At 63.5% G+C, this 26,674-nt stretch carries 23 protein-coding genes; 11 read left to right on the top strand and 12 right to left on the bottom strand.

Going from position 1 to position 26,674, the window contains the following annotated elements; translation table 11 throughout:
- Window positions 1-31: 31 nt before the first annotated feature.
- The 3 genes from ACSZPK_RS03785 to ACSZPK_RS03775 all read left to right on the top strand — a co-directional run bounded on the left by ACSZPK_RS03785 (window position 32) and on the right by ACSZPK_RS03775 (window position 4,530).
- Window positions 32-958, top strand: coding sequence for a hydrogen peroxide-inducible genes activator (locus ACSZPK_RS03785; protein ID WP_437880047.1), 927 nt, complete (start codon window positions 32-34; stop codon window positions 956-958).
- A complete protein-coding gene (gene recG, locus ACSZPK_RS03780; protein WP_437880046.1) occupies window positions 955-3,030 on the top strand; it encodes an ATP-dependent DNA helicase RecG in 2,076 nt (691 codons plus the stop codon). Before ACSZPK_RS03785 ends, recG begins: the two co-directional genes overlap by 4 nt.
- A 90-nt stretch (window positions 3,031-3,120) precedes the next feature.
- Window positions 3,121-4,530 (top strand): aminoacyl-tRNA deacylase and HDOD domain-containing protein, encoded by a 1,410-nt coding sequence (locus ACSZPK_RS03775; RefSeq protein WP_437880045.1) that lies wholly within the window; start codon window positions 3,121-3,123, stop codon window positions 4,528-4,530.
- An 87-nt stretch (window positions 4,531-4,617) separates the two neighbouring features.
- Here ACSZPK_RS03775 and ACSZPK_RS03770 read toward each other — a convergent pair whose 3' ends face one another.
- Complete coding sequence (locus ACSZPK_RS03770; protein WP_437880044.1) at window positions 4,618-5,010, bottom strand: helicase; 393 nt, start codon at window positions 5,008-5,010, stop codon at window positions 4,618-4,620.
- Window positions 5,011-5,163: 153 nt separating this feature from the next.
- A complete protein-coding gene (locus ACSZPK_RS03765) occupies window positions 5,164-5,436 on the bottom strand; it encodes an HU family DNA-binding protein (RefSeq protein ID WP_437880043.1) in 273 nt (90 codons plus the stop codon).
- Window positions 5,437-5,704: 268 nt separating this feature from the next.
- On the opposite strand from ACSZPK_RS03765, the gene ACSZPK_RS03760 reads away from it, so the two are divergent.
- From ACSZPK_RS03760 to ACSZPK_RS03735, 6 genes are all read left to right on the top strand, one after another.
- A complete protein-coding gene (locus ACSZPK_RS03760) occupies window positions 5,705-6,244 on the top strand; it encodes a chorismate--pyruvate lyase family protein (RefSeq protein ID WP_437880042.1) in 540 nt (179 codons plus the stop codon).
- A gap of 313 nt (window positions 6,245-6,557) precedes the next feature.
- Window positions 6,558-7,451 carry a 4-hydroxybenzoate octaprenyltransferase gene (gene ubiA, locus ACSZPK_RS03755; RefSeq protein ID WP_437880041.1) on the top strand — a complete coding sequence of 298 codons (894 nt, stop codon included), beginning with the start codon at window positions 6,558-6,560 and terminating at the stop codon, window positions 7,449-7,451.
- Window positions 7,452-7,769: 318 nt separating this feature from the next.
- Complete coding sequence (gene phoB / locus ACSZPK_RS03750) at window positions 7,770-8,459, top strand: phosphate regulon transcriptional regulator PhoB (RefSeq protein WP_437880040.1); 690 nt, start codon at window positions 7,770-7,772, stop codon at window positions 8,457-8,459.
- 23 nt (window positions 8,460-8,482) lie between these two features.
- Window positions 8,483-9,787, top strand: coding sequence for a phosphate regulon sensor histidine kinase PhoR (phoR, locus tag ACSZPK_RS03745; RefSeq protein WP_437880039.1), 1,305 nt, complete (start codon window positions 8,483-8,485; stop codon window positions 9,785-9,787).
- 154 nt (window positions 9,788-9,941) lie between these two features.
- Entirely contained in the window at window positions 9,942-11,282 is a 1,341-nt protein-coding gene (locus tag ACSZPK_RS03740) for a hemolysin family protein (RefSeq protein ID WP_437880038.1), read from the top strand.
- Window positions 11,279-11,662, top strand: a complete 384-nt coding sequence (locus ACSZPK_RS03735; protein ID WP_437880037.1) for a hypothetical protein — start codon at window positions 11,279-11,281, stop codon at window positions 11,660-11,662. The genes ACSZPK_RS03740 and ACSZPK_RS03735 overlap by 4 nt, the downstream gene beginning before the upstream one ends.
- Before the next feature lie 255 nt (window positions 11,663-11,917).
- Here ACSZPK_RS03735 and ACSZPK_RS03730 read toward each other — a convergent pair whose 3' ends face one another.
- The 4 genes from ACSZPK_RS03730 to ACSZPK_RS03715 form a co-directional block, all read right to left on the bottom strand.
- Entirely contained in the window at window positions 11,918-14,338 is a 2,421-nt protein-coding gene (locus ACSZPK_RS03730; RefSeq protein ID WP_437880036.1) for a TonB-dependent siderophore receptor, read from the bottom strand.
- Window positions 14,339-14,404: 66 nt separating this feature from the next.
- On the bottom strand, window positions 14,405-15,340 hold the full coding sequence (locus tag ACSZPK_RS03725; RefSeq protein ID WP_437880035.1) for a FecR domain-containing protein: 936 nt from the start codon (window positions 15,338-15,340) through the stop codon (window positions 14,405-14,407).
- Window positions 15,334-15,846: a sigma-70 family RNA polymerase sigma factor gene (locus ACSZPK_RS03720; RefSeq protein ID WP_437880034.1), complete on the bottom strand. Its 513-nt coding sequence runs from the start codon at window positions 15,844-15,846 to the stop codon at window positions 15,334-15,336. Before ACSZPK_RS03720 ends, ACSZPK_RS03725 begins: the two co-directional genes overlap by 7 nt.
- Before the next feature lie 310 nt (window positions 15,847-16,156).
- The gene (locus ACSZPK_RS03715; protein ID WP_437880033.1) at window positions 16,157-18,349 is read right to left on the bottom strand and encodes an OsmC domain/YcaO domain-containing protein; all 2,193 of its coding nucleotides are present in this window, start codon (window positions 18,347-18,349) and stop codon (window positions 16,157-16,159) included.
- Between the two features lie 163 nt (window positions 18,350-18,512).
- On the opposite strand from ACSZPK_RS03715, the gene ACSZPK_RS03710 reads away from it, so the two are divergent.
- A complete protein-coding gene (locus ACSZPK_RS03710; protein WP_437880032.1) occupies window positions 18,513-18,752 on the top strand; it encodes a type II toxin-antitoxin system CcdA family antitoxin in 240 nt (79 codons plus the stop codon).
- 253 nt (window positions 18,753-19,005) lie between these two features.
- Here ACSZPK_RS03710 and ACSZPK_RS03705 read toward each other — a convergent pair whose 3' ends face one another.
- From ACSZPK_RS03705 to ACSZPK_RS03685, 5 genes are all read right to left on the bottom strand, one after another.
- Window positions 19,006-19,221: an excalibur calcium-binding domain-containing protein gene (locus tag ACSZPK_RS03705; RefSeq protein WP_437880281.1), complete on the bottom strand. Its 216-nt coding sequence runs from the start codon at window positions 19,219-19,221 to the stop codon at window positions 19,006-19,008.
- Between the two features lie 159 nt (window positions 19,222-19,380).
- On the bottom strand, window positions 19,381-19,617 hold the full coding sequence (locus ACSZPK_RS03700) for a helix-hairpin-helix domain-containing protein (protein ID WP_437880031.1): 237 nt from the start codon (window positions 19,615-19,617) through the stop codon (window positions 19,381-19,383).
- A gap of 47 nt (window positions 19,618-19,664) precedes the next feature.
- The gene (locus tag ACSZPK_RS03695) at window positions 19,665-20,021 is read right to left on the bottom strand and encodes a hypothetical protein (RefSeq protein WP_437880030.1); all 357 of its coding nucleotides are present in this window, start codon (window positions 20,019-20,021) and stop codon (window positions 19,665-19,667) included.
- 220 nt (window positions 20,022-20,241) lie between these two features.
- On the bottom strand, window positions 20,242-21,465 hold the full coding sequence (locus ACSZPK_RS03690) for a CaiB/BaiF CoA transferase family protein (protein ID WP_437880029.1): 1,224 nt from the start codon (window positions 21,463-21,465) through the stop codon (window positions 20,242-20,244).
- A gap of 224 nt (window positions 21,466-21,689) precedes the next feature.
- The gene (locus ACSZPK_RS03685; protein ID WP_437880028.1) at window positions 21,690-22,871 is read right to left on the bottom strand and encodes an acyl-CoA dehydrogenase; all 1,182 of its coding nucleotides are present in this window, start codon (window positions 22,869-22,871) and stop codon (window positions 21,690-21,692) included.
- Window positions 22,872-23,017: 146 nt separating this feature from the next.
- On the opposite strand from ACSZPK_RS03685, the gene ACSZPK_RS03680 reads away from it, so the two are divergent.
- Window positions 23,018-23,914: a LysR family transcriptional regulator gene (locus tag ACSZPK_RS03680; RefSeq protein ID WP_437880027.1), complete on the top strand. Its 897-nt coding sequence runs from the start codon at window positions 23,018-23,020 to the stop codon at window positions 23,912-23,914.
- A gap of 70 nt (window positions 23,915-23,984) precedes the next feature.
- Here ACSZPK_RS03680 and ACSZPK_RS03675 read toward each other — a convergent pair whose 3' ends face one another.
- Window positions 23,985-26,417 (bottom strand): TonB-dependent siderophore receptor, encoded by a 2,433-nt coding sequence (locus tag ACSZPK_RS03675; protein WP_437880026.1) that lies wholly within the window; start codon window positions 26,415-26,417, stop codon window positions 23,985-23,987.
- Between the last annotated feature and the right edge of the window lie 257 nt (window positions 26,418-26,674).

Here is a 26,674-nt window from a genome sequence, read left to right as displayed (position 1 = left end):
ATGCTTGGCCGCATTTCAATGGACCGCGACTATGACCCTCACCGAACTGCGCTACATCGTCACGCTTGCCCAGGAGCAGCATTTTGGCCGTGCCGCCGAGCGTTGCCACGTCAGCCAGCCGACCCTGTCCGTCGGGGTGAAGAAACTCGAAGACGAACTGGGCGTGCTGATCTTCGAACGCAGCAAGAGCGCGGTTCGCCTCACGCCGGTTGGCGAGGGCATCGTCACCCAGGCACAGAAAGTCCTCGAACAGGCCCAGGGCATCCGCGAGCTGGCACAAGCCGGCAAGAACCAGTTGGCCGCCCCCCTGAAGATCGGCGCCATCTATACCGTCGGCCCTTATCTCTTTCCTCATCTGATTCCGCAACTGCACCGTGTCGCACCGCAGATGCCGCTGTACATCGAAGAAAACTTCACCCATATCCTGCGCGACAAGCTGCGCACTGGCGAACTGGACGCGATCATCATCGCCCTGCCATTCCAGGAAGCCGACGTACTGACCAAACCGCTCTACGACGAGCCTTTCTTCGTGCTGATGCCGGCGGGTCATCCCTGGACCGCCAAGGACGCCATCGATCCTGCGTTGCTGAACGACAAGAGCCTGCTCCTGCTCGGTGAAGGCCACTGCTTCCGCGACCAGGTCCTGGAAGCCTGCCCCGCCACCCGCAAGACCGACGAGAACAAACACACCACGGTCGAGTCCAGCTCCCTGGAAACCATCCGCCACATGGTCGCCTCGGGGCTTGGCGTGTCGATCCTGCCGTTCTCGGCGGTGGACAGCCATCACTATGCGCCTGGCGTCATCGAAGTGCGCCCGCTGACCGCGCCGTCGCCCTACCGCACCGTCGCCATCGCCTGGCGCGCCAGCTTCCCGCGGCCCAAGGCCATCGAACTGCTCGCCGACTCCGTCCGCCTGTGCTCGGTAGCCCGACCCCAGGGTGAAGCAAGCCCGGCATGACCGAACTGGCCCAGGTTTCCGTCACGGCGCTCAAGGGCGTCGGCGCGGCGTTGGCGGAAAAGCTCGCGCGGGTAGGCCTGGAGAACCTGCAGGACATCCTCTTTCACCTGCCGCTGCGTTACCAGGATCGCACCCGCATCGTGCCCATCGGTGCCTTGCGCCCCGGCCAGGATGCGGTGATCGAAGGCGTGGTGGCCGGCGCCGATATCGTCATGGGTAAACGTCGCAGCCTGCTGGTACGCCTGCAGGATGGCAGCGGCACCCTGAGCCTGCGTTTCTATCATTTCAGCCAGGCCCAGCGTGACGCGCTCAAGCGCGGCACCCAGGTGCGCTGCTATGGCGAAGTCCGTCCCGGCGCCTCCGGCCTGGAGATCTATCACCCGGAATACCGCGCCCTGAGCGCAGACAGCGACGTGCCGGTCGAGCAGACCCTGACGCCGATCTACCCGACCACCGAAGGCCTGACCCAGCAGCGCCTGCGCAGTCTCAGCCAACTGGCCCTGGCTCGTCTCGGGCCGAACAGCCTGCCGGACTGGCTGCCAGCGGAACTGGCGCGCGACTACCAGCTTGGCCCTCTGGACGAAGCGATCCGCTACCTGCACCGCCCACCGCCGGATGCCGACCTCGAAGAACTCGCAGAAGGCCGCCACTGGGCCCAGCATCGTCTGGCCTTCGAGGAATTGCTGACCCACCAGTTGTCACTGCAACGTCTGCGCGAGCAGGTACGCGCCCAGCAGGCGCCGCTGCTGCCGAAAGCCACGCGCCTGCCAGCGCTGTTCCTGCGGAACCTGGGGTTCACACCCACTGGCGCGCAGCAACGGGTCGGTGCCGAGATCGCCTATGACCTCGCGCAGAGCGAGCCCATGCTGCGCTTGGTCCAGGGCGACGTAGGGGCCGGCAAGACCGTGGTCGCGGCCATGGCCGCGCTGCAGGCCATCGAGGCGGGCTACCAGGTCGCATTGATGGCGCCGACGGAAATCCTCGCCGAGCAGCACTTCCTGAACTTCACGCGCTGGTTGCAACCGCTCGGCATCGAGGTCGCCTGGCTGGCCGGCAAGCTCAAGGGCAAGGCCCGTGCCTCGGCCCTGGCGCAGATCGCCAAAGGTGCGCCAATGGTGGTCGGCACGCATGCATTGTTTCAGGAAGACGTGCAGTTCAAGCGCCTGGCCCTGGCGATCATCGACGAGCAGCACCGCTTTGGCGTGCAGCAACGCCTGGCCCTGCGGCGCAAGGGTATCGACGGTCGCCTCAGCCCGCACCAGTTGATCATGACCGCCACGCCAATCCCGCGGACCCTGGCCATGAGCGCCTACGCCGACCTGGACACCTCGATCCTCGACGAACTGCCGCCCGGTCGCACCCCGGTGAACACCCTGCTGGTCGCCGACAGCCGCCGCATAGAGGTCATCGAGCGGGTCCGCGTGGCCTGTGCCGAAGGGCGCCAGGCCTATTGGGTCTGCACCCTGATCGAAGAGTCCGAGGAGCTGACCTGCCAGGCCGCCGAAACCAGCTTCGAAGAACTCTCCAGCGCCCTCGGCGAACTGCGCGTCGGACTGATCCACGGACGCATGAAAGCGGCAGAAAAAGCCGCCGTGATGGAACAGTTCAAAAGCGGCGCGATCCAGTTGCTGGTGGCCACCACGGTGATCGAGGTCGGTGTGGACGTGCCCAACGCCAGCCTGATGATCATCGAGAACCCCGAGCGACTGGGCCTGGCCCAACTCCACCAGTTGCGCGGCCGGGTCGGGCGCGGCAGCGCGGCCAGCCACTGCGTGTTGCTCTATCATGCGCCGCTGTCGCAGATCGGCCGTCAGCGCCTGGGCATCATGCGCGAGACCAGTGACGGCTTCGTCATCGCCGAGAAAGACCTGGAACTGCGCGGCCCCGGCGAAATGCTCGGCACCCGCCAGACCGGTCTGCTGCAATTCAAGGTCGCCGACCTGATGCGCGACGCCGACCTGCTGCCAGCCGTGCGTGACGCCGCACAGTCGCTGCTCGCCCGCTGGCCACAACATGTCAGCCCGCTGCTCGAACGCTGGCTGCGCCACGGCCAGCAATACGGACAGGTCTGACATGCGTGCGCTCTTTTGTCCGGAGTCATCCTGCCAGGCCTTAGGCTCTGGTTATACTCGCCCTCATCGTTGCTTTGTTGGATATCGCCCATGACCGAAGTTGCTCTCGCTCCGGACGCCGCGCCGCAGCCCCCTGCCGTTATCAGCCAACTGCTCGAGAAGCTCGGTGTCGCCTACAGCACGCGCCTCGACCACAACGGCCTGCCCGCCCAGCGCCGCGTGCAAGCGGTGCTGCTCGAAGATGAAGTGGGCGCGATCCTGATCCTGTATCCGCAGGACCAACTGCTCGACCTCAATCGCCTGGCCGAGTTGACCGGGCGCAAACTCGCCGCCGTGAAGCCGGAACGCCTGGAGCGCATGCTCGGCAAGCACAACCTGGCCAACCTGCCCGGCCTGCCGCCGCTGACCAGTTCGCCCTGCCTGTACGACGAGCGCCTGCTACAGAACGAGCACCTGCTGGTCGAGTCGGGCGAACCGGGCGTGCTGCTGGAAATCGCCAGCGAAACCTACAAGGGCGTGCTGCTGAACAAGGCCAGTGCCGCGCGTTTCGGCCAGCCCCTGGCGCAGATCCGCATCAATCTCGACCGCCCGGACGATGACCGCGCAGAAATCACCCAGGCGGTGCAAGCCTTCACCGCCCGCCGTATCCAGCAGCGCCTCGAAGAAACCATCGAAATCCCACCGCTGCCGGAAACCGCGCAAAAGATCATCAAGCTGCGCGTCGATCCCGGCGCCACGGTCGATGACATCACCGGCGTGGTCGAGACCGACCCGGCCCTGGCCGCCCAGGTCGTCAGCTGGGCGGCCTCGCCCTACTACGCCGCGCCCGGCAAGATTCGCTCGGTGGAAGATGCCATCGTCCGCGTGCTCGGTTTCGACCTGGTGATCAACCTCGCCCTCGGCCTCGCCTTGGGCAAGACCCTGAGCCTGCCCAAGGATCAGCCGCAACAGGCCACGCCCTACTGGCAGCAGGCGATCTATACCGGAGCGGTGATCGAAGGCCTGACCCGCGCCATACCCCGCGCCCACCGCCCGGAAAGCGGCCTGACCTACCTCGCCGGCCTGCTGCACAACTTCGGCTACCTGGTCCTGGCCCACGTGTTCCCGCCGCATTTCTCGCTGATCTGCCGACACCAGGAAGTCAACCCGCACGTCACGCCGAACTACATCGAGCAGCACCTGCTGGGCATCACCCGCGAACAGATCAGCGCCTGGCTGATGCGTTTCTGGGACATGCCCGAAGAACTCGCCGTAGCCCTGCGCTACCAGAACGACCCGCACTACCAGGGGCCCCAGGCAGCCTATGCCAACCTGGTGTGCCTGGCGGTCAACATGCTGCGCAATCATGGCATCGGCAGCGGTCCTCGCCAGGAAATCCCCGAAACGCTCTACGAAGCGTTGGGAATATCCCGGGAAAAAGCTGACGAAGCCCTGAGCAAGGTACTGCAGGCCGAAGCGGCCCTGCGTGACCTGGCCGCGCAGTTCAACAGCGCAAACTGAGCCTGCGCGCCCGGCGGCGAACAGCGCCGGCAAGCGCCAGTTTGCCAAGCATAAAGCGCCAGCACGGCCTGGGTCTTGCCGACCTCATCAGGCCGCCGGCTTGGCCGGCTTTTTCTTTTTCGGCACGACGTACTTGAGCAGCCCCTGGAACCAGATCACCAATGCGGGATTGCCCTGGATCTGGATGTCCTTGTTCTGAATGCCCTGCATGAAGGCGAGCTGCTGGTTCTTCGCGGTCAAGGTCGCGTAGCCGTACGGCGCATCGCGAAAACCGATGGCGAAGGCCGGCGCCTGGGCGCGCCCGGCATGGCTGCGTACGCGCTGATTGCTGACCTGGTAGACACGCGACACCTTGCCGTCGAGGGTGTGCAACTGGAACACCAGATCCTTGCCTTCGAGCTGTTTCTGCAGGTCGGCGTTGTTGCGACTGGCCCTGGCCATCAGCAGGCCGAGCATCCACAGGAGAAAACGCAATTTCATGGCGCACTGCCTTGTCTTGGGGTCAGTGGCGCAGTGTAACGGCTCGTCGTGATGACGACCGCAACGAGAACCGACCGGTCGCGAATCCAACTGCAGGGGCAGCAACGAGGACAGGCGTCCTCCTGCCCCTGCGAACGGGTATGCGGCCTGCGATCAGTTGATCGAGTCGCGCAGGGCCTTGCCCGGTTTGAACGCCACGGTATTGCTGGCCTTGATCGTCACCGGCTGGCCGGTCTGCGGGTTCTTGCCGGTGCGGGCACCGCGATGGCGTTGCAGGAATGTGCCGAAACCTACCAGGGTGACGCTGTCCTTGCGGTTGAGCGCATGGGTGATTTCTTCGAGAACGGCGTTGAGTACACGGTTGGCCTGATCCTTGGTCAGGTCGGCCTTTTCGGCAATGGCGGCTGCGAGTTCGGGTTTACGCATGAGAAGCCTCTTTGACGGTTTGTTGTTTTTGTGTCCGTGCTGCCCGTCCGGGACAGCGTTGGAAGGCGCCACAACGGCTCTGCGCCGGGGCAGAGCGGAGAATGGCACGGCATGCGGGGGCCGCGCCAGTACCGGCGGCGCTTTCCGCGCCGCATCGAACGGCATTCACGACAGAAAAGGCGCCACTCCCGCCAAAACACCGCGTCATTCGTCAGACGACGAACGTGCTAAGCTCGCCGCCGTCCTCAGCCGCACAAGTCTTCAGACCGTGTCCTCGCCATCTCCGCACTGGCTCGGCCAGGCCGAACTGCCTTCGATCCTCCCTGATCCACACCGCACCTGGTTGTTCGACCAGCAGTCGCTGACCCGAAGGCTGAGCGAACTGAGCGCGAACCGCTTCAGCGTCGCCCTGCTGCAACAGGGCTGGCAGGTTCTGCGTGCCGACGAATGCGCCGCCCTGGGAATTGCCGATGGCAGCGAGGGCTGGTTGCGCGAAGTATTCCTGCTCGGCGCTGGCGAGCCTTGGGTGTTCGCCCGCAGCGTCGCCTCGCGCAGCGCCCTGGAAGACTCAGGCATGGACCTGCAGAGCCTGGGCGAACGCTCCCTCGGCGAGCTGCTGTTCAGCAACCCGGCCTTTACCCGCGGCGAGCTGCAGGCCTGTCGCTATCCCGCGGCCTGGCTGCCGCCCAACGTGCGTGGAACGGACTATTGGGCACGCCGCTCGTGCTTCCGCCGCGACGGTCTCGGCGTGCTGGTGGCCGAAGCCTTCCTGCCGGCCTTCTGGCAACGGCTCGCCACGCCCACCTGAGGCCACGGACTCGTATAATCGCCGTTCACGCCCTAGGGTCTGTTGACGTTTCGGCGCAAGCCGCGTTGTCGCGAGAAATAACCCCCCGGTTAGGCGCAGGACGCAGGCAATGGTTATTCCCTTACCAAGTCCTGCAACGACAGCGGGGGTTATTTCTCGCACAACCCGAAGGGCCGGGCCTGTTTTTGCACGAGCCTGCGTTACTCGATGGCTCATTTAGCCCACTAAACTTCGCATCTCGCGCCTTGCCTCGTGTAAAAACAGGCTCCGGCGCGGTCGCGCCGAAACGTCAACAGACCCTAGAGGACACCGGATGTACACCGCCCTGCTGCAATCGCTGAACCGCCTGCATCCCCGGGCCTGGGACTTCGTCCAGTTGATGCGCCTGGACAAGCCCATCGGCATCTACCTGCTGCTGTGGCCGACGTTGTGGGCGCTGTGGATCGCCAGCAAGGGCGTACCGAGCCTGAAACTGCTGCTGGTCTTCGTCGTCGGCACCGCCCTGATGCGCGCGGCAGGCTGCGTGATCAACGACTACGCGGACCGCCATTTCGACGGCCACGTCGCGCGGACCAAGGAGCGTCCGCTGGCCAGCGGCAGGATCAAGGGGCGCGAGGCGCTGATCCTGTTCGCCGTGCTGATCGTCCTGAGTTTCATCCTGGTGCTGTTCACCAACCTGACCACCATCCTGCTGTCCTTCGGCGGCCTGGCCCTGGCCGCCAGCTACCCGTTCATGAAGCGCTACACCTTCTATCCACAGGTAGTCCTGGGTGCGGCCTTCTCCTGGGGCATGCCGATGGCCTTCACTGCCGTGACCGGCGAACTGCCGCCAGCACAAGCCTGGCTGCTGTACCTGGCCAACCTGTTGTGGACCGTGGGTTACGACACCTACTACGCGATGGCCGACCGCGAGGACGACCTGAAGATCGGTGTGAAGTCCACCGCCATCCTGTTCGGCGATGCCGACCGGGTGATCATCCTCACCTTGCAGGTTCTCGCCCTGCTCTGCCTGCTGATGGTCGGCACGCGCCTGGCCCTGGGCCTGTGGTTCTTCTTCGGCCTGGTCGGCGCAGCCGCCTGTTTCGCCTGGGAGTTCTGGTACACCACAGCCCGTGAACCGATGAAATGCTTCAAGGCCTTCTTGCACAATCATTGGGCAGGGCTGTCGATCCTGCTGGGAATCGTGGTCGATTACGCACTCAAGTAAATCGCCCTTTCGAGGCAGGAGAGGACGATCGAGATCATTTACCGTCACTCCCGCGAAGGCGGGAGCCCAGAAAAAAGGCGCTTCTGGATGATTCCCCTTCGGGCCAGCGCAAGCGCTGTTCAGCGATGGAGCCGCTGTCCCGCCTTCGCGGGAATGACGAGGATATAAACCGATCATCGGACAAGTGTCCGCTCCTGCCTCCATTCCACCACTCACCACAAGGCACCCACGACACTTGCACCGAGCACCGCTGTCACATCGCTGCAATAATTCCGTTATCTAATGCGGCGCACTACTTGAGATACCGAGGCTCGATGAATGGTGGGCAAGAACATCCTGATCGTTGACGACGAGCAGCCAATCCGCGAGATGATCGCAGTGGCCCTGGAAATGGCCGGCTACGACTGCCTGGAAGCGGAAAACACCCAGCAGGCCCATGCCATCATCGTCGACCGCAAGCCCGACCTGATCCTGCTCGACTGGATGCTCCCGGGCACCAGCGGCATCGAGCTGGCCCGGCGCCTCAAGCGCGACGAACTGACCGATTCCATCCCGATCATCATGCTCACCGCCAAAGGCGAAGAGGACAACAAGATCCAGGGCCTGGAAGTCGGCGCCGACGACTACATCACCAAGCCCTTCTCGCCCCGCGAGCTGGTCGCCCGCCTCAAGGCCGTGCTGCGCCGCGCCGGGGCCAGCGACAACGAAACGCCCATCGAAGTCGGCGGCCTGCTGCTCGACCCGGTCAGCCACCGGGTGACCATCGACGGCAAGCCGGCCGAGATGGGCCCGACCGAATACCGCCTGCTGCAATTCTTCATGACCCACCAGGAACGCGCCTACACCCGTGGCCAGTTGCTCGACCAGGTCTGGGGCGGCAACGTCTACGTCGAGGAGCGTACCGTCGACGTGCATATCCGCCGCCTGCGCAAGGCCCTTGGCGATGCCTACGAAAACCTGGTGCAGACCGTGCGCGGCACCGGCTATCGTTTCTCCACCAAAAGCTGAGCCCTGCCGTAAGGAAACCCCAGGTGAACGAAAACTGGCGTGGTGCCATAGCGCGCCACCTGCTGTTGGTAATCGGCCCGGCCCTGCTGCTTGGGTTGATCAGCGGCGAATACGCCTGGGCCATCGTCATCGGCCTGTGTGCCTACCTGAGCTGGAACATCCGCCAACTGCTGCGCCTGCACGCCTGGCTGCGTGATCGCCAGCCGGACGAACCGCCGCCGGAGAGCACCGGCCTGTGGGGCGAGGTGCTCGACAGCATCTACCACCTGCAACGCCGCGACCAGCGCGCCCGTGATCGCCTGCAAGCGGTCATCGACCGGGCCCAGGAGTCCACCGCCGCCCTGCGCGATGCGGTGATCATGCTCGACCGCGACGGCAGCCTGGAATGGTGGAACAACGCCGCCGAAACCCTGCTGGGCCTGAAGATGCCCCAGGACGTCGGCCAGTCCATCAGCAACCTGGTGCGCAATCCGCGCTTCAAGGAATACTTCGACCAGGGCAATTATCGCGATGCCCTGGAAATGCCGTCTCCCGTGGACGATAACCGGCGCCTGCACGTGCAGATCACCCAGTACGGCAACGCCGATCACCTGATGGTGGTCCGCGACGTGACCCGCCTCCATCAACTGGAGCAGATGCGCAAGGACTTCGTCGCCAACGTGTCCCACGAACTGCGCACGCCGCTGACGGTGATCGCCGGCTACCTGGAAACCCTGCTGGACAACGGCCAGGGCATGAACCCGCGCTGGCAGCGCGCCCTGCAGCAGATGCAGCAGCAAGGCGCGCGCATGCAGAACCTGCTCAACGACCTGCTCCTGCTGGCCCGCCTGGAGGCCACCGACTACCCGTCGGACAACCAGCCGGTCGCCATCGACCTGCTCCTGCTGGCGATCAAGAACGACGCCCAGGCGCTATCGGCAGGCCATAACCATCGCATCACCCTGGACGCCGACCCGCACCTGAAGCTCAAGGGCAGCGACGCCGAATTGCGCAGCGCCTTCTCCAACCTGGTATTCAACGCGGTGAAATACACCCCGGACGAAGGCACCATCGCCATTCGCTGGTGGGGCGACGAGCAGGGTGCGCACTTCAGTGTCAGCGACAGCGGTATCGGCATCGAGGCCAAGCACATCCCGCGCCTGACCGAACGCTTCTACCGGGTCGACTCGGCACGCGCCTCCAGCAGCGGCGGCACCGGCCTGGGCCTGGCCATCGTCAAGCATGTGCTGCTACGCCATCGCGCACGCCTGGAAATCATCAGCATCCCGGGCAAGGGCAGCACCTTCACCTGCCATTTCCCGGCGCGCCAGGTGGTACAGCGCGGGTAATTCGAACGGCAAGCGAAAGACGCCCTTCGAGCCACGAGAAACGCGGCCTCGGCTCGCGGCATGAGCCCATAAGCTTGCGACCGTCCTCTAAAGCCTTGCATTCGCCGCCAACTGCCCCCAACCTTGGACCCTTCTTCCACTCACCGAACACCCCATGGACCCTTCCCCCAGTACCAGTTTCCTCAGTTACTTCGCCGACTTCGGCCTGATTCTCTTTGCCCTGTTCCTCGTGCTGCTCAACGGATTCTTCGTTGCCGCCGAGTTCGCCATGGTCAAACTGCGCTCGACCAAGGTCGAGTCCATCGCCGAACAGAACGGCTGGCGCGGCAAGATCCTGCGCACCGTACACAATCAGCTGGACGCCTACCTGTCGGCCTGCCAGCTCGGCATCACCCTCGCCTCCCTCGGCCTGGGTTGGGTCGGCGAACCAGCATTCGCCCACCTGCTGACACCGGTGTTCAGCTACTTCGGCCTGGAGTCGGACAAGCTGATCCACGGCGTGGCGTTCTTCAGCGCCTTCTTCATCATTTCCTACCTGCACATCGTGGTCGGCGAACTGGCGCCCAAGTCCTGGGCGATCCGCAAGCCCGAGCTGTTGTCGCTGTGGACGGCCGTGCCGCTGTACCTGTTCTACTGGGCCATGTACCCGGCGATCTGGCTGCTCAACGCCAGCGCCAATGCCATCCTGCGCATCGCCGGCCAGGGCGAACCGGGGCCGCACCACGAACACCACTACAGCCGCGAAGAACTCAAGTTGATCCTCCACTCCAGCCGCGCCAGCGACCCGAGCGACCAGGACATGCGCGTGCTGGCCTCGGCCGTCGAGCTGGGCGAACTGGAAGTGGTCGACTGGGCCAACTCCCGCGAAGACCTGGTCTACCTGAGCAGCAAGGCCCGGCTGGACGAAGTGTTCAGCCTGTTCCGCCGGCACAAGTACAGCCGCTACCCGATCTACGACGAAGACAGTGAAAGCTTCATCGGCATCCTCCACATCAAGGACCTGCTGCTGCAGTTGTCACTGCTGGAGATGCTGCCTTCGGCCCTGAAACTGGCGGAAATCCTCCACCCGGTGGAACGCGTCTCCAAGCACATGCCGCTGTCGCGCCTGCTCGAACAGTTCCGCCAGGGCGGCGCGCACTTCGCCCTGGTCGAAGAAGCGGACGGCAAGGTCGTCGGCTTCCTGACCATGGAGGACGTGCTCGAAGCCCTGGTCGGCGATATCCAGGACGAACACCACAAGGCCGAACGCGGCATCCTCGCCTACCAGCCCGGCAAGCTGCTGGTGCGCGGCGACACCCCGCTGTTCAAGATCGAACGCCTGCTCGGCGTCGACCTCGACCACATCGAGGCGGAAACCCTCGCCGGCCTGGTCTACGACACCCTCAAGCGGGTGCCGGAAGAAGAGGAAATGTTCGAAGCCGAAGGCCTGCGTATCATCGTCAAGAAGATGAAAGGACCGAAGATCGTGCTGGCCAAGGTGTTGAAGCTGGAGTGAGCACGCTGAACGATCTTCGCCGCACCTCGGTGCGGGCAGGTTTTGTCGGCTACTGGCTGCTACTGCTCGTCGTGCCACTCGACATCGCCTGGGTGCTGATCCTGGTTCAACAAGACGCAGCGATTTGCGTATCGATGGCACTGCTCGCGGCACCTGCCAGTTACTTTGTCGCTCGCTGCATCACTGCGCCAAAGACCGACCTGAGCACATTGATTAGCCTGCAAACGGCCAGAGTCATATATGCCTCATGCTTGGTAGGATCATTGATGTTCCTGCTGCTTTGCGGACTCGCCTATGCCCTTCCAGGCCTGCTGGCCGCTCTTTGTTTCTCCTGGGGCGAGCCGGGTGTCAGAAGGTTGCTACGCGGTCTCATTTTTTGATCGCCAGACATCGCTTCGTGCGCATGACGCGCTCCTACAGAGTCAAAATCAACACCGCGCAGGAGCGCGCCATGTGCGCGAAGCAGTCTTAGAACTTGTTCACGATCTGCTGCGCGTCGGCTAAACGGCGTTGAAAACGGCCTCGGCATGCTCATTTACAGCACGTAAACTCCGCTGCCTCAGCCGTTTTCGCCACCGTTTATCTCTAGCTCACGAGATCGTGAACAGGTTCTTAGGCCCGGCAAAGCCCCGTGATCAGAACCCCACGGTCGCCGACAGCACGAAGGTCCTTGGCGTGGACAGGGTCAGCCCCGGCTCGCTGTCATCCGATGCCCCGGCGGAAATCCAGTCGCGTTTATCGAACAGGTTTTCCACCGAGCCACGCAGGGTGATGTCCTTGCCATCGACCTTGAAGGCATAGCGGGCACCGATGTCGTAGCGTGTCCAACTGCCGATTTCCTTGGTGTTGGCCTGGTTCAGGTACTGCGAGCTGCTGTACATGCCGCGCCCGGTCAGGGTCAGGCCGGAGACGGCCGGCACGTCCCATTCGAGGCCGAGGTTGGCATTGATTCTCGGCGTGGCCGGCGCGCGGTTGCCGTCATTCGCGCCCCCCACGGTCTCGGTCAGTTCGCTGTCGATGTACATCACCCCACCCAGGACGCGGAAGCCGGTGATCGGCTCGCCGAACACATTCAGCTCGATGCCATCGTTGACCCGCTTGCCATTGGGGCCGAACACACGGGAGCCGTCATTGGTCTCGTAGGCCGGCTGCTTGATGCGAAATAGCGCGGCGGTCAGGGCGAACCTGCCGAAGTCGTACTTGGCACCCGCTTCGAGCTGGCGGCTGATGAACGGAGGGAATATCTCGTCTTCGTTGCGCGAGGTCGAAGGCGCGATCTTGCCCTGGCTCAGGCCTTCCATGTAGTTGGCGTACAGCGACAACTGGTCAGTGGCCTTGAGCAGCACCCCGAGCGAGGGCGACAGCTTCTCTTCGTCGTAGGCGGTCGGGCGTTTTTCGCCATTCGACCAGTCATCCACGATCACCCGCTGCCAGCGCGCGCCCAGGGTCAGCAGCACGCGGTCATCGAACAGGCCCAGGGTGTCGGACAACGCGACGCCGCTGAAACGGTTTTCGGTATAGACCTTCGCGTCCTGGCGGGTTGGCGTGCCCGGTGTCGGTGTCACGACCGGCTCGTACAGGTTGCTGCCGCTGTTGGCGTAGCGGGCACCGCCGTTCTCGAAGTCCATGGAGAAATAGTCCACCGCCAGGTTCAGCTCATGGCTGACCGGGCCGCTGTGGAACCACTTGCGCAACCCGGCGTTGAGCGTGCGCACATCCTCGTCGCGGGTGAAATCGCGCGGCGAAACGACGAAGTCGCCTGCGGCGTTGCTCACCGACACGTTATGGCGGAGGAAGTCGTGATCGCTCTTGCGCAGGCCGACGGCGGCGTAAACCATCGTCGAGTCGTCGATGTCGAACTCGCCACGCAGGGCGCCGAAGGTGTCGCGGGTGCGCGCCTTGCTCCAGGGCTGGGCGTAGTTGCGGCGCACGTCGTCGGCACGCGGTACTGGCGCGGCGGCGCTCACCAGCACACGCTCCTGCGGTGCGTCGGTATCGCGCTCGGTGTGGCCGACGTCCAGCGACACACGCACGCGCTCGTCGCGCAGGTCGAGGCCGAGGATCGACATCTCGCGATTGACCTTCTGCTGGTCCCATTCGGTATCGCCGGACTGCTTCACGCCATTGAAGCGAATGCCGAAGCGGTTGCCTTCGCCGAAGCGACGCCCCACATCAATCGCGCCGCCGACCTGGCTCTGCGAGGCGTAGCTGCCGGTAAATTCGGTGATCGGCTTGTCCGTCGCGCGCTTGGGCACCACGTTGATACCGCCGCCGACGCTACCGCGTGGCGAAAGACCGTTGACCAGTTGGGTCGGCCCGCGAAGGATGTCGACGCGGTCGGCCATTTCCATGTCGATCGAGTAGGTCGGCAGGATGCCGTAGAGGCCGCCGTAGGACACGTCGCTGTTGAACAGGCTGAAGCCACGGATGGTGAACTGCTCGAAGCGCCCGCCGGCCGGGTTGGTCGAACGCACCGCCGGGTCGCTGGCGGTCAGGTCGCTGAGGGTGCGCGCCTGCTGGTTCTTCACCGCCTCGCTGGTGTAGGTGGTCATGCTCAGCGGCGACTCCATGAAATCGCGCGAGCCGAGCAGCCCCTGGGAACTGCGCCGCGCCACCTGGCCGCCGGCGTAGCGTTCACCCTCGATACTTTCGGAAGGAATGGTGACGCCATTGATCGCGGTCGGCGAAATCTCCAGGGCAGCCTCGCTGGCCGGCACCAGGGTGTAGGCCGATGGTCCTACCACCTGCAATTGCAGGCCACTGCCTTGCAACAGCCGGGCAAAACCGTCATCGACACTGTAGGCACCGGACAGCCCCGGGCTGCGCAGGCCGTTGACCAGCGCCGGGTCCATCGACACGCTGACCCCCGCCTGGCTGGCGAAACGACTCAGGGCCTGGCCCAGGTCGCTCGCCGGGATGTTGTATTCACGCTCTGCGGCGCTGGCACTGGCCACCAGGCCCGTCAGCGGCGCGAAGCCGAGCAGCAGGCCCAGGCACATGGCCGGGTAGGAAAACGATGACAGCAGACGTGTCCGATTAGGTGTCGATGACGGCATGAAAGCACTCGCTTTTTTATTCACTTACCTTGCATGACAAGCGAGCGGCCAAAAAGGGACAGCGACTCACGCGACCTTCGCGCGCGGCACCAGGCTCACCCAATAGCGCGTGCGATAACGCACCTCCAGCGGCAGGCTGGCGGCGAGCAGCGAGAGGATCTGGTCGGTATCGTCGAGACGGAAGCTGCCGGTGACGCGCAGGTTTTCCAGCTCGGGCGCCCAGCGCAGAATGCCCGGCCGATAGCGGTCGAGCTCGCGCAGGAAGTCGCCGAGCGCTTGGCCGTTGGCCATGATCACGCCCTCGCGCCAACCCGGTGCCAAAGGGTCGAAGGCCAGGGTCTCGACCACCTGCCCCCGCTGCAACCGGGCGCGCTGACCGGCGTGCAACTGCAGTATCCGAGCCGGTGTGCGCAGTTCGATGGAACCCCTGAACACCGAGAACTCACAGCTATCGGCGTCCTGCCGGATGCAGACCTCGCCGCTGTTGACCACGGCCAGGACCTGGGCCGTCTCGATGGCGAACGGCGTATCGCCGGGCAGGCGCAAGGCAATCTCGCCGCGCACCAGCGACAGCCGGCGCCGCTCGATATCGAGGTTGACCGCCGATGCGGTGTTCAACTCCAGTACGCTGCCATCGCCCAGGCTGATTCGACGTCGCTCACCGGTCGCCGTGGAAACGTCCGCGCGCCAGGCATCGATGGGCAACTCGCGGCTGGCGAGCCACAGCGCGGGCGTCGCCGCCGCCAGGCCGAGCAGGCCTTTGAGCAGGCGCCGGCGGTCCTGCTGCGGACGATCCAGGCTGGCCATGGCCAATTCGGGCGGCAGCCCACCGAAGCGCGACTTCAGCGCCAGCGCCTTCTGCCAAGCCTGTTCATGGCGCGCATCCGCCTCCCGCCAACGCTGCAACCCGGCACGGTCAGCCTCGCTGGCCTGGCCGGACTCTATCAGCGCCAGCCAGCGCGCGGCGGAGCGAATCGCGCCGCGCGAGTCGTCGTTCAGCACAGTTCGGCCAACAGGCAGTGTTCGTAGGCCTGCGCCATGTAGCGCTTGATGCTGCGCTCGGAAACGGCGAGCCGCTCGGCGATATCCCGATAGCCCAACCCTTCCAGTTGGCTGAGCAGGAAGGCGCGACGCACGATGGCGGGCAGGCCATCGAGCAGTTCGTCCAGCGCCTGCAGGGTTTCCAGCAGCAGCCAGCGTTGCTCTGGCGATGGCACACAGGCTTCCGGCAATTGCGCCAATGCCTCCAGGTACGCCTGCTCCAGGCTGCGCCGCTTGTGGAAGTTGATCAGCAGGCGCTTGCCGATGGTCAGCAGGTAGGCGCGCGGCTCCTGGATATCGGCGATCGCGGGCGAGCCGGCCAGCACCCGCATGAAGGCATCCTGGCTGATGTCCGCCGCATCCCAGGCATTGCCCATGCGCCGGCTCAGCCACTGCTCCAGCCAACTGCGGTGCTCACGGTAGAGATCGTGAAAAGCCTGGTCACCCGGGACCTGGGTAGCAACCATGTCGAACACCTGCCACAGCACGAAAATGATATCGATTCTAATTAACTACGAATCAGAACGATACCGTTGAGCGCCGGGTTACGCAGAATGCCGTTCGGGTTGGAGCGCATGACTGAGGCAGAAGCGGACGTCATTACTCGGTGTGTTTCGCCGTCACTCCCGCGCAGGCGGGAGCCCCAAAAAAGCGCTTTTGGATTATTCCCCTTCGGGCCAGCGCAAGCGCTGTTCAGCGATGGAGCCGCTGTCCCGCCTGCGCGGGAATGACGGTGAACGTAAGTGTCCGCTCCTGCCTCGCAGCAGCCAACGCGTATTAACGAGCCGCCGCCCTGGCCCGCGCCGCATGCAGCTTCTTGTAGCTCTCGACCAGGCGCAGGTGACGGTCGAGGCCTTCGAGCTGCATGCTGGTCGGCGTCAGGCCATGGAAACGCACGCTGCCGTCCACTGAGCCGATCGCCGCATCCATGCGCTCGTCGCCGAACATGCGCCGCAGGTTGTGCTCGAAGTTCGCCAGCTCCAGCTCGTCGTCCAATTGCACTTCCAGCACGGCATTCAGCGCCTGATAGAACAGTCCGCGCTCGACGGTGTTGTCGTTGTACTGCAGGAAGGCTTCGACCAGTTCCTTGGCCTCGTCGTACTTCTTCAGGGCGAGATGGACCAGCAGTTTCAGTTCGAGAATGGTCAACTGGCCCCAGACCGTGTTGTCGTCGAACTCGATGCCGATCAGCGTGGTGATGTCGGTGTAGTCGTCGACCTCGGTGTTGTTCAGGTTCTTCAGCAGCGACTTGAGTTCGCGGTCGCTGAGGCGATGCAGGTTGAGGATGTCCTTGCGGAACAGCAGGGCCTTGTTGGTGTTGTCCCAGATCAGGTCCTCGACCGGGTAGATCTCCGAGTAGCCCGGCACCAGGATGCGGCAGGCGTTGGCGCCGAGGTCGTCGTAGCTGGCCACGTAGACCTCCTTGCCCAGCGCTTCGAGGATGCCGAACAGGGTCGCGGCCTCCTCGGCGTTCGAATCTTCGCCCTGGCTGGCGAAGTCCCATTCGACGAATTCGAAGTCGGCCTTGGCCCCGAAGAAACGCCAGGACACCACGCCGCTGGAGTCGATGAAATGCTCGACGAAGTTGTTCGGCTCGGTCAGCGCCAGGCTGTCGAAGGTCGGTTGCGGCAGGTCGTTGAGACCTTCGAAGCTGCGCCCTTGCAGCAGTTCGGTGAGGCTGCGCTCCAGTGCCACCTCAAGGCTCGGGTGGGCGCCGAACGAGGCGAACACACCGCCGGTGCGCGGGTTCATCAGGGTCACGCACATCACCGGGAATTCGCCGCCCAGCGAGGCATCCTTCACCAGCACCGGGAAGCCCTGCTGCTCCAGGCCCTGGATGCCGGCGAGAATGCCCGGGTACTTGGCCAGCACCTCCTGCGGCACGTCCGGCAGGCACAGCTCGCCTTCGAGGATTTCGCGCTTGACCGCACGCTCGAAGATTTCCGACAGGCACTGCACCTGGGCTTCGGCCAGAGTATTGCCAGCGCTCATGCCGTTGCTCAGGTAGAGGTTTTCGATCAGGTTGGACGGGAAATACACCGTCTCGCCATCGCTCTGGCGCACGAACGGCAGCGAGCAGATACCGCGCAGCGTGTTGCCCGAGTTGGTGTCGTACAGGTGCGAGCCGCGCAGTTCGCCGTCCGGGTTGTAGATGGCCAGGCAGTGCGCGTCGAGGATTTCCTCCGGCAAGGCATCCTTCGGCCCCGGCTTGAACCAGCGCTCGTTCGGGTAATGGACGAACTCGGCGCCCGCGATGTCCTCGCCCCAGAACTGATCGTTGTAGAAGAAGTTGCAGTTCAGCCGCTCGATGAACTCGCCCAGCGCCGAGGCCAGCGCGCTTTCCTTGGTCGCGCCCTTGCCGTTGGTGAAGCATTGCGGCGACAGCGCATCGCGAATATGCAGCGACCAGACGTTGGGCACGATATTGCGCCACGAGGCGATCTCGATCTTCATCCCCAGCTCGGCGAGCAGGCCGGACATATTGGCGATGGTCTGCTCCAGCGGCAGGTCCTTGCCCGGGATATACGTGGTGGTATCGGACACCGGCATCAGCAATGCCTGGGCATCGGCATCGAGGTTTTCCACCTCCTCGATGATGAACTCCGGCCCCTGCTGCACCACCTTCTTCACCGTGCAACGATCGATGGAGCGCAGGATGCCGAGGCGATCCTTCTCCGCGATATCCGCCGGCAGCTCGACCTGGATCTTGAAGATCTGCGCGTAGCGGTTTTCCGGGTCGACGATGTTGTTCTGCGACAGGCGGATGTTGTCGGTGGGGATGTCGCGGGTCTGGCAGTACAGCTTGACGAAGTACGCCGCGCACAACGCCGAAGACGCCAGGAAATAGTCGAACGGCCCCGGTGCCGAGCCATCGCCCTTGTAGCGGATCGGCTGGTCGGCGATCACCGTGAAATCGTCGAACTTGGCTTCAAGTCGAAGGTTGTCGAGAAAATTGACCTTGATTTCCATGGGGCGGCACCGGCGGGAGAAACGAAATGGGCGCCATTATCCGGGTTTTACGGGGGAAGTGGTGAGGTGAACGGGAATGGCGGCTGACGCATCCACTGGGCTATCACTGAGCGCACCTGTGTGTGCATACTCGTCTGCGTTGCAAGCCATTCAGGTGAAGGCCATGCAAGTTATCGACGGTCCTCAGGCCAACAAGAGCACGGTCAACATTAGTGAGAACGAAGACCTGGTCGCCCAAACGGTAGAGTTCGGCATAGACCTCGCCACGACTTTGGAACTGGCCGAGGCGTCAAGGGAAAGACAGAGAACCCAGTGGCTTGTGGATAATCAACAAGCTATCGATGCTTACAACCGGCATGTGGAATCGAATGGCGCGTTCAGTGACGGTCTACGTAGTTTCTGATAAGTTGCAGAGCCAACGAATGTCGCTTTCAGTTGGATATGCCTGATTACACCATTGGCTTCAGCAATTAGATCGTAGCCGGCGTTATCGACTTCAGGCTTGGATACTTCCAGGCTGAAATCTTCAGACTGCCAAGAGAACTTTAGCAACTCGCCAACGAGTAAATGCTCGATCAGTTTTTCACGATAAGACGAGTGTAGAGAATGCGCTGTCATTGGAGACCCTCGCAGCGAGACGTACGGCCACTTGAAAATTAAAATCTGGAGTCGTTCTCGCAAGGTATTCCATCATGGTCACCGTCCATTTTGGTGTTAGGACAATTCCGTAAAAAATACTCGGCCTCGGCTCTTGAGCGCATTTGACTGCAATGCTGTCGGCCATCACACGAAAAGTTTTCAGCCTGCCTGGTGACCTTGGGAGTCTGGAATACTTGAGGCGCAGCCGCTGTGACGGATGATGAAGTAGTCACGCTGCTTGTGGTGGTGTGTTTCTGGTAGTAGGTCCAACCTGCGAATGCGAGCAGCGCATAAACAATCAACTTTCTCAAAATCTATCAACTCCCTGTTTTTATTAGTCTATAAAACCAACGGATTGCCTGCCCAGACAACGTATCGAATATTGTGTTGTGTCATGACTTCGACCTCGCCAACTCAATCGCAGCCTGAATCGCCGAGCGCGCCTGCGGACTGTTTTTCCAGCATGTGGACCCAACCAACCCCGACGCGAGGGTGACAATCTCAAGCACATCGGCCTTGGCAAGTTCCTGCAGCGAATCGAAACCAAGCTGTTCGAGGCGCTGAACGACAGTTGGACCGACACCTTTAACCGCCAACAAGGCGTCTCGTTCCTGATGAGAAAATGCCATGCGATGCTCCTTGATTAATCCGCAGCTCCAAAGTCAAAACCGCTCACTTACTTTGCACCCTCACATGCCGCCTTCACGATACCTTGCAGTTTCTCTATCGTGACCCGGGCAGCCAGTCCCTCGTGGCTGGATGATTTGACTTCCTGTTCGAGCACCTGATTCGGCACCTCAACGTCCAGTTCATTCTCAGCCATCATGATGATCTCGATCACATCCAGATCATCACCAGGTGGAACCTGTTGCGAGAACGGTACAGCAATCTTGAGGTTGTCTTTCTCTATATTCAGGATATTGGAGGCAGCGTTAATCACCACATCGTCTACTTTTGCGCATTGGTTGGTATCCGCTTGAGCGATACCGCTCATAAACAGAGCAGATAAAAACACCGATGATTTACACAACATTATCCCCTCTGACATTTCAATATCGGCAGCTTTGAGGCAGGAGCGGACATTCGTTATTCCTCCGTCATTCCCGCGAAGGCGGGAACCCAGAAAACACAAAGCATCTGGGTTCCCGCCTTCGCGGGAATGACGATTGAGTGTGGACCGGGTGTGCGTGGAACGACCGCTCCCGCCTCGATGCAGACGCCCTAGGCAATGCATGTTGGCGTGAATAGATCGGCTAAACCACCCCTGCCCCGCGCAACCCGGCAATCGCCTCCTCCGACAACCCCAGCACCTCGCGCAACACTCGCTCGCTATGCTCGCCCAGCAACGGCGGCGCCTGGCGGTATTCGACCGGGCTGGCGGACAGGCGCAAGGGGCTGGCGACCGAGGGCGTGCTGCCGGCCAGTGGGTGGGGCAGGTCGAGGCGCAGGCCACGGGCGATGACCTGGGGATCGGCGAAGACCTGGGCGAGGTCGTTGACCGGGCCGCAGGGCACGCCGGCGACTTCCAGTTGGCCGACCCAGTCGGCGGTGCTGCGGAACACGGTGGCCTGGCGGATCAGCGGGATCAGTTCGGCGCGGTGGGCGACGCGCTGGGCGTTGCTGGCGAAACGTGGATCGACGGCCCACTCGGGGTGGCCGGCGACTTCGCAGAACTTGCGGAACTGGCTGTCGTTGCCGACGGTGAGGATCAGGTCGCCGTCGGCGGTGGGAAAGGCCTGGTACGGCACGATGTTGGGGTGGGCGTTGCCCAGGCGTTTGGGCGGCACGCCGGTGGTGAGGTAGTTCATCGCCTGGTTGGCCAGGCAGGCGACCTGCACGTCGAGCAGGGCCATGTCGATGTGCTGGCCTTCGCCGGTCTTGTCGCGGTGGGCCAGGGCGGCGAGCACGGCGACAGTGGCGTAGAGCCCGGTGAGGATGTCGGTGAGCGCCACGCCGACCTTGACCGGCCCCGCGCCTTCGGCATCGTCGGGCTGGCCGGTAAGGCTCATCAGGCCGCCGAGGCCCTGGATCATGAAGTCGTAGCCGGCACGCCTGGCGTAGGGGCCGTCCTGGCCGAAGCCGGTGATCGAGCAGTAGATCAGCCGTGGGTTGATCGCCTTGAGGCTGGCGTAGTCGAGGCCGTAGGCCGCCAGGCCGCCGACCTTGAAGTTCTCGATGAGGATGTCCGACTTGGCGGCCAGCTCACGCACCAGGCGCTGGCCTTCGGCCTGGGTGAAATCGAGGGTCAGCGATTGCTTGTTGCGGTTGGCGGCGAGGAAGTAGGCGGCCTCGCGGGTATCGCGGCCCTCGGCGTCGCGCAGGTACGGCGGGCCCCAGTGGCGGGTGTCGTCGCCCACCTGTGGGCGCTCGACCTTGATCACCTCGGCGCCGAGGTCGGCCAGGTTCTGTGCGCACCAGGGTCCGGCGAGCACGCGGGAAAGATCGAGAACACGTAGATGAGACAGGGCACCGGACATCAGGGAAGCCTCGTGCAAGCGTGACGCGGTGCGTCACCGGCAGCGCTCCCACGCAGAGCGTGGGAATGCTCGAAAAAGCCATTTACCGTCGCTCCCGCGAGGGCGAGAGCCCAATAAAAAAGCGCTTCTGGGTTCCCGCCTTCGCGGGAACGACGGAATAACGAATGGCCACTTTTGCCTCAAAGCCACCATTCGAATGGGCTCGCGAGATCGTGAACAGGTTCTTAGAAGAACGCCTGGATACCCGTCTGCGCCCGCCCGAGGATCAGCGCATGCACGTCGTGGGTGCCTTCGTAGGTGTTCACCACTTCCAGGTTGACCAAGTGGCGGGCCACGCCGAACTCGTCGCTGATGCCGTTGCCGCCCATCATGTCGCGCGCCAGGCGAGCGATGTCGAGGGCCTTGCCGCAGCTGTTGCGCTTCATGATCGAGGTGATTTCCACCGCCGCCGTGCCTTCGTCTTTCATCCGTCCCAGGCGCAGGCAGCCTTGCAGGGCCAGGGTGATCTCGGTCTGCATGTCGGCCAGTTTCTTCTGGATCAACTGGTTGGCGGCCAGCGGGCGGCCGAACTGCTTGCGGTCCAGGGTGTACTGGCGTGCGGTGTGCCAGCAGAACTCGGCGGCGCCGATGGCGCCCCAACTGATGCCGTAGCGCGCGGAGTTGAGGCAGGTGAATGGCCCTTTCAGGCCGCGCACCTCGGGGAAGGCGTTCTCTTCCGGGCAGAACACGTTGTCCATGACGATTTCACCGGTGATCGACGCGCGCAGGCCGACCTTGCCGTGGATCGCCGGGGCGCTCAGGCCTTGCCAGCCCTTTTCCAGAACGAAGCCACGAATCTCGCCGGCGTCATCCTTGGCCCAGACCACGAACACGTCGGCGATCGGCGAGTTGGTGATCCACATCTTGCTGCCGGTCAGGCGGTAGCCGCCGTCGACCTTTTTCGCCCGGGTGATCATCGAGCCGGGATCGGAGCCGTGGTCCGGCTCGGTCAGGCCGAAGCAGCCGATGGATTCGCCGGAGGCCAGCTTGGGCAGGTACTTCTGTTTGGTCGCCTCGTTGCCGAACTCATGGATCGGCACCATCACCAGCGACGACTGCACGCTCATCATCGAGCGGTAGCCGGAGTCGATGCGCTCCACTTCGCGGGCGATCAGGCCGTAGCAAACGTAGTTGAGGCCGCTGCCGCCATAGGCTTCGGGGATGGTCGCGCCGAGCAGGCCGGTGTCGCCCATCTCGCGGAAGATCGCCGGGTCGGTCTGTTCATGGCGAAAGGCTTCCAGCACCCGTGGCGCCAGCTTGTCGGCGGCGAACTGTGCGGCGCTGCGCTGCACCATGCGCTCTTCTTCGGTCAGTTGCTGGTCGAGCAGCAGCGGGTCGATCCAGTTGAAGCTTGCCTTGGCGGCCATGGGAATTCCTCGTGCGGACGTGTTGCAAAGCCTAGGCAGCCGTCGCCCTACCGGCAAACGAGAATTGTGCAGCCTGTTGTGCAAAACCCTCACTCCGAAGTAGCGTTGGCCAGCCCTTTCATTCGGTTTCAGTGAGGCGTTCGCATATGCGCCGCAAGATCCCCAGCACCGCCGCACTGGTCGCCTTCGAGGCGTCGGCACGGCACCAGAGCTTCACCCGCGCCGCCGACGAGCTGTCGCTGACCCAGGGCGCGGTGTGCCGCCAGATCGCCAGCCTGGAGGATTTTCTCGGCGTCGAACTGTTCCGTCGCTCGCGGCGCGGCGTGGTGCTCACCGAAGCCGGCAGCGCCTATGCGCGCAAGGTCGCCGCGCAACTCGACGCAGTGGAGCGCGACACCCTGGCCTTGATGGGCGCCCAGGGCGCGATGAGTATCGAACTGGCGGTGGTGCCGACCTTCGGCACGCAATGGCTGCTGCCCCGACTGCAGGACTTCCAGCGCCAGCACCCGGAAATGACCGTGCACCTGACCAACCGCACCCGCCCGTTCCTGTTCGCCGACACCGGTTTCGACGCGGCGATCTACTATGGCGATGGCGACTGGTCCGGCACCGAGGCGCACTTTCTGATGCATGAACACTTGATGCCGGTGTGCAGTCCCGCCTTGCTCGGCGACCAGCCCGTCAGCGCCGAACGCATCGCCGAGCTGCCACTGCTGCAACAGACCACCCGCCCCTACGCCTGGCGCCAGTGGTTCAACGCCCAAGGCCTGAGCATCGCCCGCGACATGACCGGCCCGCGCCTGGAGCTGTTCTCCATGCTCGCCCAGGCCGCCCGCCACGACATGGGCGTAGCGCTGATCCCGCCGTTCCTGATCCAGCGCGAACTGGAAGACGGCAGCCTGGTGGTCGCCCTGGAAAAGCCCGCGCCGGACAATGGCCGCGCCTATTACCTGATGGTCCCCGAGCGCAAGACCGAGTCGGCCGCGCTCAAGGCATTCCGGGATTGGCTGGTGGGAGAAGCGGGGCTGTACCAACGTCGCTGATGCAGTCCCGAGAAAGCCGGAAAGACCGGGTGGTGGATAAGCGGAGCGTTATCCACCCTACCCGGCTGGCTTAGAACTGTGGCGTGTACTTCACGGTGAACATCAGGTTGCGCGGGTCGCCATACATGTTGTTGCCGCCCGGATCGGAATAGGACGGGATGTAGTAGCGCTTGTCGAACAGGTTGTTGGCGTTCAGCGCCACGCCCACTTCCGGCGTCACCTGATACGCCACCCGCGCGTTCCAGACGGTGAAGCCCGGAATGCTGTAGTCACGGTAGTAGCCAAGCGTGTGGCTTTGCGAGTTGAAGCCGGCGCCCACGCTGATTCGGCTCAGCTCGCCCGGCAGTTGGTAATTGCTCCACACGCGCAGCATGTGCTTGGGCGTCCATTGGCTGAACACCTTGCCCTTGTTGTCCGGATCATCGAGGAACTTGGTGGTGTTGAAGGTATAGCCCGCGGAGAGCTGCAGGCCGGCGAGCACTTCGCCGCTGGCTTCCAACTCGAAGCCCTGGCTGCGGACCTTGCCCGAGGCTGTGGAGCAGTACCAGCCATCGCATTCGAAGCCGCTTTGGTAATCGTTCACCGCGCGGTTCTCGTGGTCGTAGCGGAACACCGCGAACGAGGTGTTCAGGCGCCCGTCGTACAGCTCGCCCTTGAGGCCCAGCTCATAGTTGCTGCCGATGATCGGATCGAGCACCGAGCCGCCAACCGTGCGCTCGCTCTGCGGTTCGAACACATCGGTGTAGCTGGCGTAGGCCGACCACTCATCGGTCAATGCGTAGACCAGGCCGAAGTAAGGCGTGATCTCCCCGGTCGCCGTGCTGGTGGTTTTCGATGTGGCGGAGTAGACGTACTTGTACCAGCTCACGCGGGAGCCGAGCACGGCGGTCAGGTCTTCGCTGAGCTTCACCCGCCAACTGCCGTAGATGCCCTCCTGGCGCACGTCGTAATCCATGTAGAAGGCCCTGCCGCCAGCCGCCAGGATGCTCTGCAGGGTCGGCTCGGGACGATGGTGGTCGATGTTGAAGATGTTGCCGGCATTGGCCGTGAACAGCCGGGCATACATATCGTCCGAGGTGTACTTCGAGTAGTTGCCGCCGAGGATGACCTCATGCTCCAGCGACAACGCTGTGAAGTTGCCACTGAGGTACATGTCCGCGCCGAGCTTGGTGGCATCGAAATCGGTGATCCAGTCGGCGAACATCAGGCCGCTGCCGTCGGCGGCAACGTCACCGTGCATGCGCTGGTGCTTGGAGCTGTTCTGCTCGGTCATGCGCAGCGCCGAGGCCTTGAACTTCCAGTTGTCGTCGAAGCGGTGCTCCAGATCGGCGTAGAGCGTGGTCTGCTCGATTTCCGAACGGTTCCAGGTGGCGCCGGTGTACACCGAGCGCGGCAGGCCGATATCGCCGCCGTCCGGATAACGCGGGAAGCCACGCACCATCGGCCGCGACTCGTTATCGGAGTTGCTGATGCCCACGCCGATGGTGGTATCGGGCGTCAGGTCGTAATCCAGCGCACCGTACAGGGACGTGGTGTCGCTCCAGGCGTAATCGGTGAACGAGTGGGTCCGATCCTCGTCGACCACCATGCGCCCGCGCAACGTACCTTCGGCATTCAGCGGGCCGCCAGCGTCCAATTGCAGGCCGTAGTGATCCCAGGAGCCGGCCTTGCCGGTGATGCTGACGGTCGGCGCGACCTGGCCGCGCTTGCGTACCAGGTTGACCGCGCCGCCAGGGCTGCCCGTGCCCTGCAGCAAGCCGGACGCACCGCGCAGCACCTCCAGGCGGTCGAAGAACACCAGGCCTTCCGTTGCCCAGTTGCCCAGCGCATACATGTTGCGTGGAACCGGCACGCCGTCGTACTGCCAGGCATCGATCTGGAACCCACGGGACGACAGGACCATGCCCTGGCCGACACCTTTCACCCCGACCACACCGGTGATCTGGTTGGCCGCATCACGCAAATCGGTGAGGCCCTGGTCATCCATCTGCCGGCGGGTCATGACAGTGATCGACTGCGGGATTTCCTTGAGCTTGTGACTGCCTTTGCCGATGCTCACCGCGCCGGTGGCATAAGAGCCTGAGCCTTCAGTAGTCTCGCCGAGCTGGCGCCCCGTGACGCTGGTCGCTCCCAGTTCCAGTGCGCCGCCCTGCTCGCCCAGCGGCAGCAACGAGTAACTGCCGCCGCTCTGCGGCACAGCCTGCATACCGCTGCCCTGCAACAACCGTTGCAGGGCTTGGCCGGCGGTGAACGTTCCCTGCACACCCGGCGAGTTGCGGCCTTTGGCCGCCGCCGGCTCGAACGAAACGGTCAGCCCCGCGACGCTGGAGAATTCGACGATGGTCGCCTCCAGCGAACCGGCGGCAATGGCGAAGGTGTATTCGGCTTCGGCGGTCTGCGCCCAGGCGGGCAGCGCGACGAGACCAGCGGCGAGCGGGGTGGCCAGCAACGCGCCGCTCAGGGCGAGCCGCACAGCGTGGCGTGGAGATTTCGGTTCTGCCATGTTGCGTATTTCTCCGATGCAGGTGACGGCGTCTGAGTGCGCCTCTACCTACCAAGTCGAACGAGAATCGGAATCGACAACACCTGGGCGAAAAATTTTCGCAACGATCGACCAAGTCTCGAGTAAAAGCGCCGGAGCCTGGACGAAAGAGCGGGCGCGGCTTTTCTCGATTGCCTGATCCTTAGCGCCGCAAGCCCGCACCGCGCTGGTGGGCTTTGCCATAGCTGCCGTCGCGCCCTCTCGGCATTGCACGCTCG

Origin of the sequence: Pseudomonas sp. LRF_L74 (assembly GCF_965644255.1) — a bacterium.
In the GTDB taxonomy this organism is placed as follows: Bacteria; Pseudomonadota; Gammaproteobacteria; order Pseudomonadales; family Pseudomonadaceae; genus Aquipseudomonas.
This window is presented reverse-complemented; position numbering and strand designations above follow the sequence as displayed.

Coding starts and splice junctions, on each gene's coding strand:
- ACSZPK_RS03785 (WP_437880047.1), top strand. CDS start 32: ATGACCCTCACCGAACTGCGCTACATCGTCACGCTTGCCCAGGAGCAG.
- ACSZPK_RS03710 (WP_437880032.1), top strand. CDS start 18,513: ATGCAAGTTATCGACGGTCCTCAGGCCAACAAGAGCACGGTCAACATT.
- ACSZPK_RS03775 (WP_437880045.1), top strand. CDS start 3,121: ATGACCGAAGTTGCTCTCGCTCCGGACGCCGCGCCGCAGCCCCCTGCC.
- ACSZPK_RS03685 (WP_437880028.1), bottom strand. CDS start 22,871: ATGGCCGCCAAGGCAAGCTTCAACTGGATCGACCCGCTGCTGCTCGAC.
- ACSZPK_RS03730 (WP_437880036.1), bottom strand. CDS start 14,338: ATGCCGTCATCGACACCTAATCGGACACGTCTGCTGTCATCGTTTTCC.
- ACSZPK_RS03680 (WP_437880027.1), top strand. CDS start 23,018: ATGCGCCGCAAGATCCCCAGCACCGCCGCACTGGTCGCCTTCGAGGCG.
- ACSZPK_RS03770 (WP_437880044.1), bottom strand. CDS start 5,010: ATGAAATTGCGTTTTCTCCTGTGGATGCTCGGCCTGCTGATGGCCAGG.
- ACSZPK_RS03675 (WP_437880026.1), bottom strand. CDS start 26,417: ATGGCAGAACCGAAATCTCCACGCCACGCTGTGCGGCTCGCCCTGAGC.
- recG (WP_437880046.1), top strand. CDS start 955: ATGACCGAACTGGCCCAGGTTTCCGTCACGGCGCTCAAGGGCGTCGGC.
- ACSZPK_RS03695 (WP_437880030.1), bottom strand. CDS start 20,021: ATGTTGTGTAAATCATCGGTGTTTTTATCTGCTCTGTTTATGAGCGGT.
- ubiA (WP_437880041.1), top strand. CDS start 6,558: ATGTACACCGCCCTGCTGCAATCGCTGAACCGCCTGCATCCCCGGGCC.
- ACSZPK_RS03765 (WP_437880043.1), bottom strand. CDS start 5,436: ATGCGTAAACCCGAACTCGCAGCCGCCATTGCCGAAAAGGCCGACCTG.
- ACSZPK_RS03715 (WP_437880033.1), bottom strand. CDS start 18,349: ATGGAAATCAAGGTCAATTTTCTCGACAACCTTCGACTTGAAGCCAAG.
- ACSZPK_RS03720 (WP_437880034.1), bottom strand. CDS start 15,846: ATGGTTGCTACCCAGGTCCCGGGTGACCAGGCTTTTCACGATCTCTAC.
- ACSZPK_RS03700 (WP_437880031.1), bottom strand. CDS start 19,617: ATGGCATTTTCTCATCAGGAACGAGACGCCTTGTTGGCGGTTAAAGGT.
- phoB (WP_437880040.1), top strand. CDS start 7,770: ATGGTGGGCAAGAACATCCTGATCGTTGACGACGAGCAGCCAATCCGC.
- ACSZPK_RS03740 (WP_437880038.1), top strand. CDS start 9,942: ATGGACCCTTCCCCCAGTACCAGTTTCCTCAGTTACTTCGCCGACTTC.
- ACSZPK_RS03690 (WP_437880029.1), bottom strand. CDS start 21,465: ATGTCCGGTGCCCTGTCTCATCTACGTGTTCTCGATCTTTCCCGCGTG.